Raw genomic sequence first — 14722 nt, forward strand, 5'->3', positions numbered from 1 at the left:
GATAACGATTTTTCATTAAAGGAAAGGAAGAGGAGACAAAGATGACAAATAAGAATGCATACGCTCAATCGGGTGTAGACGTTGAAGCGGGGTATGAAGTTGTTGAGCGGATCAAAAAGCACGTGGCTCGTACGGAGCGTGCAGGTGTCATGGGAGCTCTTGGTGGCTTTGGTGGCATGTTTGATCTTTCAAAGACTGGGGTCAAAGAGCCCGTCTTGATCTCAGGGACTGACGGTGTCGGGACCAAGCTCATGCTGGCCATTAAGTATGACAAGCACGACACTATTGGACAGGACTGTGTGGCCATGTGTGTCAATGACATCATCGCTGCAGGTGCGGAGCCCCTCTATTTCCTCGACTATGTGGCGACAGGCAAGAATGAACCAGCCAAGCTAGAACAAGTGGTCGCTGGTGTGGCGGAAGGTTGTGTGCAGGCAGGCGCTGCCCTCATCGGTGGGGAAACAGCTGAAATGCCGGGTATGTATGGTGAAGATGACTATGATTTGGCTGGTTTTGCGGTCGGTGTGGCTGAAAAATCTCAAATCATCGATGGGTCAAAGGTGGCAGAAGGTGATGTTCTTCTCGGACTTGCCTCAAGTGGGATCCACTCAAATGGTTACTCACTCGTCCGTCGTGTTTTTGCGGACTACACAGGTGAGGAAATCCTGCCAGAATTGGAAGGCAAGAAACTCAAGGAAGTTCTTCTTGAGCCGACTCGTATCTATGTTAAGGCTGTCTTACCCCTCATCAAGGAAGGCTTGGTAAACGGCATTGCCCACATTACAGGTGGTGGCTTTATCGAAAATGTCCCTCGCATGTTTGCAGCTGACTTGGCTGCAGAGATTGAGGAAAGCAAGGTTCCAGTGCTTCCGATTTTCAAAGCCCTTGAAAAATACGGTGAAATCAAGCACGAAGAAATGTTTGAAATCTTCAATATGGGCGTAGGACTCATGTTGGCAGTTAGCCCTGAAAATGTAGATCGTGTCAAAGAATTGCTGGATGAACCAGTCTATGAAATTGGTCGCATCGTCACGAAAGAAAACGAAAGTGTCATCATCAAATGAAAAAAATAGCGGTTTTTGCCTCTGGTAATGGCTCAAATTTTCAGGTGATTGCCGAAGAATTTCCAGTGGAGTTTGTCTTTTCAGACCATCGTGATGCCTATGTGCTTGAGCGTGCAGACAAGCTCGGCGTTCTGTCCTATGCTTTTGAACTCAAGGAGTTTGAGAGCAAGGCAGACTATGAAGCAGCCCTTGTCGAACTCTTGGAAGAGCACCAGATTGACTTGGTTTGCCTAGCAGGCTATATGAAAATCGTTGGGCCAACTTTGCTCGCTGCTTACGAGGGTCGGATCATTAACATTCATCCAGCCTACCTGCCAGAATTTCCGGGAGCTCATGGGATTGAGGACGCTTGGAATGCTGGTGTTGCTGAGAGCGGCGTGACTATTCACTGGGTGGACTCTGGTGTGGATACAGGCAAGGTTATCAAACAAGTGCGTGTGCCACGGCTATCTGATGATACCATCGAAAGCTTTGAAGCTCGTATTCATGAGGCAGAGTACAAGTTGTATCCAGAGGTTATTAGAGAATTATTGGACAAGTAAATGAAAGGGAAAAACATGACTAAACGCGCCTTAATCAGCGTCTCAGACAAAGCGGGCATTGTTGAATTTGCCCAAGAACTTAAAAAACTCGGTTGGGAGATTATCTCGACAGGTGGGACAAAGGTTGTCCTTGGCAATGCTGGGGTGGAGACCATTGCGATCGATGATGTGACTGGTTTCCCAGAAATGATGGACGGTCGCGTCAAGACTCTTCATCCAAATATCCATGGTGGGCTCTTGGCTCGTCGTGATTTGGATAGCCACTTGGAAGCAGCCAAGGACAATCAAATTGAGCTCATCGACCTTGTGGTGGTCAATCTCTATCCTTTCAAGGAAACGATTCTCAAACCAGATGTGACGTATGATGATGCCGTTGAAAACATCGATATTGGTGGTCCATCTATGCTTCGCTCAGCAGCGAAGAACCACGCTAGTGTAACTGTTGTGGTAGATCCTGCAGACTATGTTGTGGTGCTTAACGAATTGTCGGCCAACGGCGAAACGACTTATGAAACCCGTCAACGCTTGGCGGCCAAGGTTTTCCGTCACACAGCGGCTTATGATGCCTTGATTGCAGAGTATTTTACAGCTCAGGTCGGCGAAAGTAAGCCTGAAAAACTGACCTTGACCTACGACCTCAAGCAACCAATGCGCTATGGGGAAAATCCTCAACAGGATGCAGACTTTTACCAAAAAGCCTTGCCGACAGATTACTCCATTGCTTCAGCCAAACAGCTTAACGGTAAGGAATTGTCCTTCAACAATATCCGTGATGCGGATGCTGCCATTCGTATTATCCGTGACTTCAAAGACCGTCCAACCGTTGTGGCTCTCAAACACATGAACCCATGCGGAATCGGTCAGGCTGATGACATCGAGACTGCTTGGGACTACGCTTATGAGTCTGATCCAGTGTCTATCTTCGGTGGGATTGTCGTTCTCAACCGTGAGGTGGATGCTGCGACAGCTGAGAAGATGCACGGCGTTTTCCTTGAAATCATCATTGCACCAAGCTATACGGATGAAGCGCTAGCTATTTTGACCAACAAAAAGAAAAACTTGCGTATCCTTGCCTTGCCATTTGATGCTCAAGAAGCTAGTGAAGTAGAGGCTGAGTACACAGGCGTAGTAGGTGGACTTCTGGTGCAAAACCAAGACGTGGTCAAAGAAAGCCCAGCTGACTGGCAAGTGGTGACCAAACGCAAGCCAACTGAGACAGAGGCGACTGCTCTTGAGTTCGCTTGGAAGGCTATCAAGTATGTCAAATCAAACGGTATCATTATCACCAACAACCACATGACACTCGGTGTTGGCCCAGGTCAAACCAACCGTGTGGCTTCCGTTCGTATTGCGATTGACCAAGCTAAAGACCGTCTTGACGGTGCTGTCCTTGCTTCGGATGCCTTCTTCCCATTTGCGGATAACGTGGAAGAAATCGCCAAAGCAGGCATTAAAGCCATCATCCAGCCAGGAGGATCTGTCCGTGACCAAGAATCTATCGAAGCAGCTGACAAATATGGCTTGACCATGGTCTTTACAGGCGTGAGACATTTTAGACATTGAGAAAGTAAAGGAAAGAAAACAGTTTCTTTCCTTTTTTTTGAAATGAAATAATAGATTAATAACAAATTATGAGAAGCGAATTTATTTGTAAATTAGAAAACATCATAGTTTTATCTGCAAGGTAATAAATAAAGTTATGATAAACTATGTTAGAAGTAAATATTTTTGATATAATGATGTTAGCAGAGCGCAATCAAGGAGGGGATTGATTTGGAAATTAAAAAAAATTATTTAATAAATAGATTTTTTTCCAGAAATACTATCAAAAATCTCGTACAAAATAAAAAAGATCCAGTTTTTGAGCGTGTTTCGCAACATTATAAATTAGAAAATAATTTGTCCACTATTCAAAATGTTTATAATAAACTATCTCGGTCGTATCGGAACGAATACTTCTATAAGAATACTCTTTTAAATAAACGTTTATTAGGAATACATAGTGTCAATACTACAACAGCTTTAACAGAGATACCTGTCGGTCGAGCAAAACCAGATTTTATTTTAATCAACGGAAAGGCGGTTGTGTATGAAATAAAAACAGAATTAGACAATTTTGACAGACTTGAAAATCAAATCAATGAATATTATAAAGCTTTTAACCATGTTGCCATTTTGACATACGAAAAGAACATAGAAATGGCGAAAAGAAAAATTGATGAGATTAATAAACCTATTGGTCTATATATTCTACAAAAAAACGTAAAAATTAAAACAGTGATGGAACCTAAGGAATACAATGATGATTTAGATAGAGATGTCATTTTCAGTATTCTTCGGAAACGCGAATATGAAAGTATTATTGAGAAGCGTTTTGGTTTTTTACCTCAGGTCTCTCAATTCGATTATTACGATGTTTGTAGGCAACTAACTGAAGATATTCGACTAGAGCAATTTTATTCAGATTTTTTAATTGAACTGAAAAAAAGAAATCCAATCAATAAAGAATTGTTTGCGGCGGTCCCATATGAACTCAAGTTTTTGGTGTATTTCATGAACTTTAAACCAAAGGATTATGATGCACTTGCACAATTTTTACAAAAATAGGAGGAGCAAAGTATGTATTTTCCATACCTAAGAGGTCGGCAATATGAATTAATAGCGCTCAGAGAGTTATTAGAAAATAATAAGTTAAGCAACAATGTTATTCCAATTATTGAACCAGTGAGATTATCCCCAACTCTGGTCAGTACTTTGGAAGCATTTGCAACGAAGAAGCAACCGTGTGCCCTCATCATGAATCCAGCAGTAGGGTTCTTTAATGAGGAATACAGCAAAAACGAAAAAAATCGAGCAAGCCACTTAGACAAAGTGATTGAGCAGAGTGAGCATTTGTACTTTGCCTCACTGATAAGCACAGATTATCAAAAAGCTGATAATTTCAAGCAGAATGATGACATGAGTAGGCAAATCACAATATGTAAAGATCCTGATGATTTAAATGGATACGAAGATAATTATAATACAGAACTAACAGCCTACAATATTATTGGGGAAGACAGTAAGTTAAACAGAGAGGTTAGCGGGAGCAAAGTCAAAATTAGTGACAGATTTAAGAAAGCGCCAAGAAATGTAGATTATGCTAAAAAAACAGATGAATTTTTCTCAGAAGATCATAAATATTTTTTAAAGGATGGGTATAAGGGATTTTCGGATTACTCTATTGTTGGCGAGAGCTACAGTGATTCAGGATTTGCCCCCACTGCTATAGCTATTCATATCGTTTATTTTAACGAAAAACAAGATTTAAGAATTCATCATTTTGTATCTAATACAAATGAAAAGCAGAGAAACCAAGCGGGTAAGTTTGAGGAGGCTCTCGAAAAGTTAATCAATGCTATTGAAGAAGGTAAAATATCACAGACAATGGCGATCAAAGAGTTTCAACGATTATCCGATACCAAAACATATCCAGGACTTGGCACCATTAAAAAATTAACCATGATGCATCATATTGAATTGGTTGGTAAATATCTTGATCAAATAAATGGAGACAGATAGTTAATGAAGTTTTGTCAAAAATGCTTTGCAGATGAAATTCTTAAATCTCAAGTAATCATAGCTGGAAGACAGTCTAGCTGTGATTTATGTAGTAATGCGAATGACTTTGTTTATGATACACAGAAAGATAAATATTTAATTGATTATTTTAGTTCATTTATTTCTATTTTTTCTCCAATAGAAAAAATAGAAAATTTCCAATCTGGGCAAGAGATGCTATTAAAAACTGAAGTAGCAACAAATTGGAACATATTTACTACTAATGATGAGTATAAGGTTTATCAAATGCTTTCAGAAATTTGTAAAGAACTGTTTGAAGAAATTCCAAACTTGTTAAACTCACCTGTTGGGGTAGATAAAATGTATGATCCTATCTATTTACAGGAGCATTCGTTATTCAGTAAGGGTTGGGAATGTTTTGTTGAAGATATTAAATATAATAATCGTTTTCATTCTAACCAGATTAATAAAGGTATTTTAGCAAAGTATTGTGAAGCTATCCAAAAGACTTATTCAAGAGGAGAGCAATTCTTTAGATGTAGAATTTCAAAAGATAGAAAACAATTTGAGCCGAAAGAAATAGGTGCACCTCCTAAAGGTAAATCTGCTGATGGAAGAGCGAATGCAAGAGGGATTGTGACGTTATATTTGGGTGATACAGAAAAAACAGCAATACATGAAACTAGAACAGGTTTATATGACCATGTCTGCATTGGGACTTTTGAATTAAAGTCTCCTATAACAGTTATTGATTTTAAAAAAATCAATGAAATTAGTCCCTTTCTAGATGGGATTATTGATGATATTGCTGAGTTGGCAATTAATAAAAAGCATCTAAAACAAATTGATTATGAGATGGGGAGAGTAATGAGAAAGTCTGATGATGTTTTAGATTATCTCCCAACTCAATATATAGCTGATTTTGTCAGATCTATAGTCTCAGAAGAATATCCTGAACAATATGCCTTTCAAGGAATTGAATTCCGTAGTGTTATGAATCCAGAAGGTTTCAATTTAGCTATATTCACACCAGAGTGTTTTGATGTAATTGATATAAAAATGAAACGAATAAATCAGATTTCCTATGTCTGGTAGATATAAAACTTGGCTACATACTTTAGAGATACTCCGCACTTAATGAGCTTGGGACAAAAGTCTAGCTTTAAATATAAAAAGCGAACAAAGATAGTTTTCTGACAATCAGAATTTTTTCTTATTCGCTTTTTTATTTCATTTACCAAGTCTAAGAATTTATCGTATAGGACTCCTAAAGCTAAAATTTTTTTGTCCCAGCCTCATTAAGTGTTTAAAGATTTAAAAAATGGACTAGCTTCAGTAAGTTTACTCTATGTTGTATTTTTCTACTTGTAGATATAATTAGAATAAAACGAACGTTTGTGATATAATATTAGTAAATAATTCGCAAAAGAGGTTAAGAGATGAAGCTATTAGTTGTCGGTTCGGGTGGTCGTGAACATGCGATTGCTAAGAAGTTGCTTGAATCAAAAGACGTTGAAAAAGTCTTTGTGGCTCCTGGAAATGATGGGATGACTTTGGATGGGCTGGAATTAGTGAATATCTCTATTTCCGAACATTCTAAGCTGGTTGACTTTGCAAAAGCTAATGATATTGCTTGGACCTTCATTGGGCCGGATGATGCCCTTGCTGCTGGTATCGTGGATGATTTTAACAAAGCTGGGCTCAAGGCTTTTGGTCCGACTAGGGCTGCAGCGGAGCTGGAGTGGTCCAAGGATTTTGCTAAGGAAATCATGGTCAAATACGACGTTCCGACAGCAGCCTATGGCACATTTTCAGACTTTGAGGAAGCTAAGGCTTATATCAAGGAGCAAGGCGCTCCAATCGTAGTCAAGGCAGACGGTTTGGCCCTTGGAAAGGGCGTTGTCGTTGCGGAGACGGTTGAGCAAGCCGTCGAAGCTGCTCATGAGATGCTTTTGGACAACAAATTTGGCGATTCAGGTGCGCGTGTGGTCATCGAGGAATTCCTTGATGGGGAAGAGTTCTCTCTCTTTGCATTTGTCAATGGGGACAAGTTCTACATCATGCCAACAGCACAGGACCACAAACGTGCTTATGATGGCGACAAGGGTCCTAACACTGGTGGGATGGGTGCCTATGCGCCAGTTCCTCACTTGCCACAGAGCGTGGTTGACACAGCGGTTGACACCATTGTCAAGCCAGTCCTTGAAGGGATGATCAAAGAAGGTCGTCCGTATCTTGGTGTCCTTTACGCAGGGCTTATCTTGACTGCTGACGGTCCGAAGGTTATAGAGTTTAACGCTCGATTTGGAGATCCCGAAACTCAGATTATCTTGCCACGATTGACGTCTGACTTTGCACAAAATATTACGGATATTCTCGATGGCAAGGAGCCGAAGATCACGTGGACGGATAAGGGTGTGACGCTAGGCGTGGTTGTCGCTTCCAAGGGCTACCCGCTAGACTATGAAAAAGGTGTCAAGTTGCCAGCCAAGACAGAAGGCGATATCATCACCTACTATGCAGGTGCTAAATTCGCTGAAAATGAGCAAGACCTTCTTTCAAATGGCGGACGTGTCTATATGCTTGTCACCACAGCAGATACCGTCAAAGAAGCCCAAGAAACCATCTACCAAGAACTCTCCCAACAAAAAACAGAAGGCCTCTTCTGCCGAACTGATATCGGAAGCAAGGCTATTAAGTAAAGATATAAAAATAACGCGACGAAGTCGCCAAATACGATAATGGTCGCTGTGGTGAAAAGACCAGAACAGAAACTGTTCTGGTCGGGGAAAATTTGAGACTTAGGCTCAAAGTTTAGGAATGAAACCGAAGGTTTGCTTCCGTCCCCACCACCTAAGACCATTATCAAAAAAGGAAGAAAAAGGAGAAGAAATGAAACCAGTAATTTCCATTATCATGGGCTCAAAATCCGACTGGGCTACTATGCAAAAAACAGCAGAAGTCCTGGACCGCTTCGGTATAGCTTACGAAAAGAAAGTTGTCTCTGCCCACCGTACTCCAGACCTCATGTTCAGACATGCGGAGGAAGCTCGTAGTCGCGGTATCAAGGTCATTATCGCAGGTGCAGGTGGCGCAGCCCATTTGCCAGGAATGGTCGCAGCCAAAACAACCCTTCCTGTCATCGGTGTACCTGTCAAATCGCGTGCTCTTAGTGGCGTGGACTCACTCTACTCTATCGTACAGATGCCAGGTGGTGTGCCTGTTGCGACGATGGCTATCGGTGAAGCAGGAGCGACAAATGCGGCCCTCTTTGCCCTCCGTCTCCTTTCAGTAGAGGACCAGGCTATTGCGACAGCATTAGCAGATTTCGCAGAAGAGCAAGGAAAAATCGCAGAGGAGTCTACAAATGAGCTCATCTAAAACAATCGGAATTATCGGTGGTGGTCAGCTGGGACAGATGATGGCCATTTCGGCTATCTACATGGGGCACAAGGTTATCGCGCTGGATCCTGCGGCGGATTGCCCGGCCTCTCGTGTGGCGGAAATCATCGTGGCTCCTTATAACGATGTGGATGCCCTCCGTCAGCTAGCTGAGCGTTGCGATGTCCTCACCTATGAGTTTGAAAATGTTGATGCAGACGGGCTGGATGCCGTTATCAAAGATGGTCAGCTCCCTCAAGGAACTGACCTGCTCCGCATTTCTCAAAATCGTATCTTTGAAAAGGACTTCCTTTCCAAGAAGGCCCAAGTAACGGTGGCTCCATACAAGGTTGTGAATTCTAGCCAAGACTTGGCGGAGATTGACCTGGCCAAAAACTATGTCCTCAAGACGGCGACTGGTGGCTACGATGGGCATGGGCAAAAGGTCATTCGCTCAGAAGCAGACTTGGAAGAAGCCTATGAACTAGCAGATTCAGCTGACTGTGTCTTGGAAGAATTTGTCAATTTTGACCTTGAGATTTCTGTCATCGTATCAGGAAATGGCAAGGATGTGACGGTTTTCCCAGTTCAGGAAAATATCCACCGCAACAATATCCTGTCTAAGACCATTGTGCCAGCACGCATTTCGGCTAGTCTGGCTGAAAAAGCCAAAGCTATGGCAGTAAGAATCGCAGAACAGCTCAATTTGTCTGGAACCCTTTGTGTGGAAATGTTTGCGACAGCTGATGACATCATCGTCAATGAAATCGCCCCACGTCCACACAACTCAGGGCACTACTCTATAGAAGCCTGCGACTTCTCGCAGTTTGACACCCATATTCTCGGTGTTCTGGGGGCACCATTGCCAGCTATCAAATTGTATGCGCCTGCTGTGATGCTCAATGTTCTGGGCCAACACGTCGAGGCTGCTGAAAAATATGTCACAGAAAATCCAAGCGCCCACCTCCACCTGTATGGTAAAATAGAAGCGAAGCACAACCGCAAAATGGGACATGTGACTTTGTTTAGTGATGTGCCGGATAGTGTGGCTGAGTTTGGTGAGGGGATTGATTTTTGAAATGACAGAAGAATTTGATGAATTGCTAGATGATGAAATAACGACCGTAACACTGACTTATACGGACGATTTGATTGTTCCAGAGATTGCGGATAGAGAGGGGATTCATATTTTAGAGAGAGCTGGCAATCAGCTAGTCTTAGAATATTCTTGTTCCGTGAAGGAAGTTAAGGATTATCTGAGTAGTTACGGCCTGCCTAAACATCCTGAGAGAATTTCATTTGAATTTTCTATACATGAAGACTCAGAAAATGATAATCTTTAAAGCTAAATGGAGACCAGTTTATGATTCAAATCATCGTGAATGCTTTTGTGGAAGAAGGCAAGACTGGAGCTGTTGTGGAAGTGCTCTTTGTCATTGCCAACCATGAGAAAGTAAAAGCCAAATATTAGGAATTAAAGATTCAATATCCAAACAATTATCTGGCTGTCTATGATTTACCATTGGATAAAAATCTAAGTAGCTTTCCACACTACCCGTCGGTTGTGATAAGCAAGGAGGAGTTTGATTAGTCTATGAAAACTATCGGTCTGATTGGTGGTATGAGTTGGGAAAGTACCACGTCTTACTACCAAATCATCAATGAAACCATCAAAAAAGAGCTGGGTGGTCTGCATTCAGCTAAGATTCTGCTTTATAGTGTTGATTTTGTAGAGATTGAGCATTATCAGGCGGTTGGAGACTGGGAGAAAAGCGGTCAACTTTTGGCAGATATTGCTCAGCGCTTGGAGCAAGCTGGTGCGGATTTCATCGTTATTTGTACCAACACTATGCACAAGGTTGCTTCGCAGGTACAGGAGCTGATTACGATTCCAATCTTGCATATTGCGCAGGCAACTGCGCAGTCCTTGTTGGCTGACGGTATTCAAAAAGTCGGCCTCTTAGGGACCAAGTACACCATGACTCAAGATTTTTACAAGGAGAAATTAATAGAGTCTGGGTTAGAAGTGCTGATTCCAGATCAAGCTGGCATTACAGAGGTCAATCGAATCATTTATGACGAACTTTGCCTAGGGAACATCAAAGAAAGCTCAAAGCAGACTTATCTTGCCATTATAGATGATTTGAAAAAGGCAGGCGCTGAAGCTGTTATTTTGGGGTGTACCGAGATTGGTCTCCTCGTCAAGCAATCCGACACTGACCTGCCACTCTATGACACAACGGTGATTCATGCAGAGAAAGCAGCAGAGTGGGCGGTAAATAAGTGACCATAGAAGACAAGCACAACCGTAGATTAGGACATGTGACTGTGTTTAGTGATGCGCCGGATAGTGTGGTTGAACTAGATGGAGTAATATTATAGGAGTTATATATGGCAAAAATGGAAAATTTATTTCCGGAATTTTACTTGAAAGAGTTAACTTCTTCTGACTTAAAAACAAATAATTTAATAGTGTTAGACTCAAATATATTATTGGATGTTTTACGCTTACCGAGTGCAGTATCAAAAAAATATATGGAAGCAATCGAAAAGTCAAAAAATTCTATTTTTATTCCTTATATTGTTGGACTTGAGTTTAACTTTAATAAGAAAGAAACAAAAATAAGAACTAAACAAGATTTGGAAAAATACGAAGAACGTATTTCAGAATCAATTGAAAAATTGAAAGATAAAATTCTTGACTTGAATTTTTTAAGACATAAAAACAAAAAGAAAGAAATTTCTCAAAAACTAACAGACGAAATTGAAAATTACTTTCCAAAGCTTGATACCTTTATCAAGGATGAAGTATATCCAGTTATACATGAAGAGTATTCTGATGATTTAGACATACGTACGAGAGAATTGGTAAACCTGCTGGGGGAATCGATTGCAGACATTTTAACACAGGAATGGATTGATAAAGTTCAGGAAGAAGGGAAGGCTCGATACATAGCTTCAATACCTCCGGGTTATAATGATGAAAAAAGTAAAGTTTCAAAGGGTATACCTGATAAGCGACAATACTCCGGTTTAGAGTATGAGACTCAATATGGAGATTATATAGAGTGGGAAGAAATACTTCATAAAGTTTCAAAAGATGGTATGAATTACGGAGACAAGGTTATTTGGGTAACTAACGATGGGGATTCTAATACTAAAAATGATATTTACTATAGGTATGGCCACGAAAAAATTGGTCCCCATATTTATTTATTAAATGAGCTAACAACATTGAGATATGGCTACGATATTATAAACTCAAATAAAAAAAGAGCTACCTGTCCTGAGGAAGCTACCAACAAACAATTATATATAATAAACGGATTCAGATTTATGGAATTAGCTAATGAATTAACTAAAGAAGAAGCTGAATATTTCAAAACTGAACCTATTGATATAGTCAAAGAAACAGTTGAATTATCAGATTCAGATATATATAATGATTATGTTGTTAAGGTTGATGATAGGACAATAATAAATAAAAAGATAGCTAAATTACAAGAACAAAATAGAAAAAGAAGACTTGCTATTGAAAGATTAAATAAAAAACAGGCTCGTTCAGGAGAATTATCTAGTGAACAAAGTAAAGCTTTAGAAAGTAATAAAAGAAATTTACAGAGAGCTGAACTATTAATAAAATCTTTAGAAGATACACTTCAACTTTTAAATTGAACAGTTAATTTATAGATTGCTTCGTCGAAAATTTATAAGACTATTTATTATAATTTGTCAATATCAAACATGAGTTCTATATGCCTTCAAATCTAGCCACAGGACAAAAAAGATAAAAATAGAGTAGTTGTAGAAGTTTTAATTGCTAGTGCTGACCATAATAAGGTGCAAGTTAAATATAATGAATTAGTTGCTCAATACTCCGAGAACTATTTAGCTATTTATATTTTGCCACTAAATACTGATTTGAATAAACTAGGTCACTATCCATCTGTATGGATTGGGAAAGAGGAGTTTGAGGAGTAAGACAGGACCCCAGTTATAAGGTCCGTCGTCTTACCTCTGCAAGGTTGAATAGGCTTGTCGTAGCTGATAAAGTCAGCAAGAGAAGTCAGTCAACTACTGCTGGAAAGGGATTAATTTTTAAAGAATAGTATGCCATTAAAGTATTTTGAAATCAAAAGATTATTGAGATCTCAAATAAGTTTAGTTGATTCTCTTATGAGTAAAGTATTGAAATACCTATTGTTATATGGATTTCTAGCTATTTTTGTTACAATAGGAAATACTCAACAGAAAACAGATGTCTCAGGAAAGCTCCTAATTCTACTAATAATTATGGGAGTACTCTATAGATTAAATGTTCTTTTTGAGAAAATTAATATTAAAAATTTGACGATGGCTTTTAAAAAAGGAAATTTTCTAGATAGTGAGCATACAGAAATGTTAATTTCTGATATTGAATCGTCATTAAATAAAATAAATAATTTTGCAAACTGGAGTTGTGGTATTTTAGCAACCATTTCAATATTTGTTGGTACAACCTATATTAATTTTCTCATAACTCTCATTACCAAAGAGGAGCTTTCGAAGATATTAATTAGCGAGGGTACTAGTTCACAAAGTAGTCTGATTAGTATTTTGCTGCAGTTGATGTTGATAGTGGTTTTATTTTTATTGGCCTATTATCTTACTGTTCAGGCTTTTACTTATGATATGCGGTTTGTAAACACTATTTTAAAAAGTAGTCTTTACATTGATGAAGATGATAAGGCCATATATGGATTTTGGAAAAAGTTTTGGTATAGTTTAGAACATTTTACTTCAGGAATTTGATAAGTTAATAATCTGAAATTTAGATTTTTTATTCCCTGACCACTATAAGCATAACCGCAGGGGTCATGCGACCTTGTTTGGAGTTATGGCTAGCGTGAAGGAGTTTTGAACTTTACAGTTGCAAATTTATAATTGGTATAAATAATAATTTTGTCATGGTATAATAAGCTTAGATAGCGATGTTAGTTAAAACGAGAAGAAGGTTAAAGGTATGATCAAAGGAGATAGTTGGGAAATAATAAGTTCAAAAATAAAAGAAAGTGCTAAATATATTAGTGATCTTAGAAAGTCGGATGAAGAATTATTTTTTTATTATGATGAATCCAATAATATTAGGAAGTATATACTAAAGAGCACAGGTTTTAATAATGATAATGTCAATTTTTCACTCGCTGGTGTTTTTTCAACAGAGGAAAAAGATATTTCAAAAGAAGAATTATATGATTTATTAGGCTTTGCCAACAATGCTAACTTTAAGGAATTTAAATTTAAGCATTTCATCAAAAAAAATAGTCATACTTTTTTTGAAATGATAGATACAGATAAATTTACAAATTTATTTAAATTTATTAAAGATAAAAATTTGTATATTCATGTAAGTATTTTAAATGTGTTTTATTATGGAATTGTCGATATTGTCGATGAAATTATTCACGATACAATAACCCCAATGAAATTGAATAAAGTATATGTTGGTGAATTAAAGGAATTTGTGTATTCAAAAATGTTTTTGGAATATAATAGATTTTCAGAAATGTTTTATGACTTTCATTATCCAAATATTAAAGAAGCAGACGCTATTCAATTTTTGGAAAATATTAAAGAGTATTTTGAAACAGTTTCGATAGGTGTTTCAAAACGAGAATTGAATAAGGAATGGTTAGGGTGCATAAAAAAGAAAATGGATTGTATGAAAAGTAGTACAGACAAATTAGTATTATTGGCACATAATCAAGACGATATTTTAATTGAAAACTTTTCTGAGCTATACAGTCATAAAATTTTTGTATATGATAAATCAATTCACTTGTTTGATAAAGAGACGGTAATCGAAGAACATTGGTGCCAAACTGGTATGTCAAAATCTACAATTAAAGATAGATATAATTTTGAGAGTTCTGAAAAAAATATTATGTTGCAGATAAGTGATGTTATTGCTGGGATTTTTGCTAAGTTATTTGATTATATGGCATGCAAATCAATATATAATCTAAAATCGACTGTAACAGAAATGGATAAGAATTCTAGACAGTATAAAAATTTAAAACTTTTAATGGAACTTATAAATAGAACAGAGCTTTTTGAAAGCTATTTATTAAATTTTACTGTACCTACTTCGTTGCATAAAAAGTTTATCGAACTTTACAATTGTTTTTATTAAAG

14 protein-coding genes and 2 pseudogenes are annotated in these 14722 nt (G+C 38.4%); all 16 read left to right on the forward strand.

Going from position 1 to position 14722, the window contains the following annotated elements:
* The first annotated feature begins 41 nt into the window (after window positions 1-41).
* The 16 genes and pseudogenes from purM (at window position 42) to HMPREF1125_RS05535 (ending at window position 14720) form a co-directional block, all read left to right on the forward strand.
* Entirely contained in the window at window positions 42-1064 is a 1023-nt protein-coding gene (gene purM / locus HMPREF1125_RS05465) for a phosphoribosylformylglycinamidine cyclo-ligase (protein WP_000182567.1), read from the forward strand.
* The gene (gene purN, locus HMPREF1125_RS05470) at window positions 1061-1606 is read left to right on the forward strand and encodes a phosphoribosylglycinamide formyltransferase (protein WP_000717488.1); all 546 of its coding nucleotides are present in this window, start codon (window positions 1061-1063) and stop codon (window positions 1604-1606) included. The genes purM and purN overlap by 4 nt, the downstream gene beginning before the upstream one ends.
* Before the next feature lie 15 nt (window positions 1607-1621).
* Complete coding sequence (purH, locus tag HMPREF1125_RS05475) at window positions 1622-3169, forward strand: bifunctional phosphoribosylaminoimidazolecarboxamide formyltransferase/IMP cyclohydrolase (protein WP_025172333.1); 1548 nt, start codon at window positions 1622-1624, stop codon at window positions 3167-3169.
* Window positions 3170-3379: 210 nt separating this feature from the next.
* A complete protein-coding gene (locus HMPREF1125_RS05480) occupies window positions 3380-4213 on the forward strand; it encodes a sce7726 family protein (protein WP_000403437.1) in 834 nt (277 codons plus the stop codon).
* 12 nt (window positions 4214-4225) lie between these two features.
* The gene (locus HMPREF1125_RS05485) at window positions 4226-5167 is read left to right on the forward strand and encodes a sce7725 family protein (protein WP_000273871.1); all 942 of its coding nucleotides are present in this window, start codon (window positions 4226-4228) and stop codon (window positions 5165-5167) included.
* Between the two features lie 3 nt (window positions 5168-5170).
* A complete protein-coding gene (locus tag HMPREF1125_RS05490; RefSeq protein ID WP_000666927.1) occupies window positions 5171-6262 on the forward strand; it encodes an RES domain-containing protein in 1092 nt (363 codons plus the stop codon).
* A 344-nt stretch (window positions 6263-6606) separates the two neighbouring features.
* On the forward strand, window positions 6607-7869 hold the full coding sequence (gene purD / locus HMPREF1125_RS05495) for a phosphoribosylamine--glycine ligase (protein ID WP_000772226.1): 1263 nt from the start codon (window positions 6607-6609) through the stop codon (window positions 7867-7869).
* A 190-nt stretch (window positions 7870-8059) separates the two neighbouring features.
* On the forward strand, window positions 8060-8548 hold the full coding sequence (gene purE, locus HMPREF1125_RS05500; protein WP_000805595.1) for a 5-(carboxyamino)imidazole ribonucleotide mutase: 489 nt from the start codon (window positions 8060-8062) through the stop codon (window positions 8546-8548).
* Entirely contained in the window at window positions 8535-9626 is a 1092-nt protein-coding gene (purK, locus tag HMPREF1125_RS05505; protein WP_000099035.1) for a 5-(carboxyamino)imidazole ribonucleotide synthase, read from the forward strand. The genes purE and purK overlap by 14 nt, the downstream gene beginning before the upstream one ends.
* Window position 9627: 1 nt before the next feature.
* Complete coding sequence (locus tag HMPREF1125_RS05510) at window positions 9628-9891, forward strand: hypothetical protein (RefSeq protein ID WP_000133949.1); 264 nt, start codon at window positions 9628-9630, stop codon at window positions 9889-9891.
* A 20-nt stretch (window positions 9892-9911) separates the two neighbouring features.
* Window positions 9912-10139: pseudogene (locus tag HMPREF1125_RS12805) on the forward strand (phosphoribosylaminoimidazole carboxylase).
* 3 nt (window positions 10140-10142) lie between these two features.
* Window positions 10143-10835 (forward strand): aspartate/glutamate racemase family protein, encoded by a 693-nt coding sequence (locus HMPREF1125_RS05520; RefSeq protein WP_000848597.1) that lies wholly within the window; start codon window positions 10143-10145, stop codon window positions 10833-10835.
* 104 nt (window positions 10836-10939) lie between these two features.
* The gene (locus HMPREF1125_RS05525; protein WP_001096828.1) at window positions 10940-12223 is read left to right on the forward strand and encodes a PIN-like domain-containing protein; all 1284 of its coding nucleotides are present in this window, start codon (window positions 10940-10942) and stop codon (window positions 12221-12223) included.
* Window positions 12224-12328: 105 nt separating this feature from the next.
* Window positions 12329-12529, forward strand: a pseudogene (locus HMPREF1125_RS0102205) (phosphoribosylaminoimidazole carboxylase); the annotation flags it as partial.
* Between the two features lie 195 nt (window positions 12530-12724).
* The gene (locus HMPREF1125_RS05530) at window positions 12725-13339 is read left to right on the forward strand and encodes an integrator complex subunit 13 (RefSeq protein ID WP_230454487.1); all 615 of its coding nucleotides are present in this window, start codon (window positions 12725-12727) and stop codon (window positions 13337-13339) included.
* A gap of 211 nt (window positions 13340-13550) precedes the next feature.
* The gene (locus HMPREF1125_RS05535) at window positions 13551-14720 is read left to right on the forward strand and encodes a DUF3800 domain-containing protein (RefSeq protein WP_000589569.1); all 1170 of its coding nucleotides are present in this window, start codon (window positions 13551-13553) and stop codon (window positions 14718-14720) included.
* Window positions 14721-14722: the final 2 nt, after the last annotated feature.

This window comes from Streptococcus oralis SK304 (assembly GCF_000287715.1).
GTDB lineage: Bacteria > Bacillota > Bacilli > Lactobacillales > Streptococcaceae > Streptococcus > Streptococcus oralis_Y.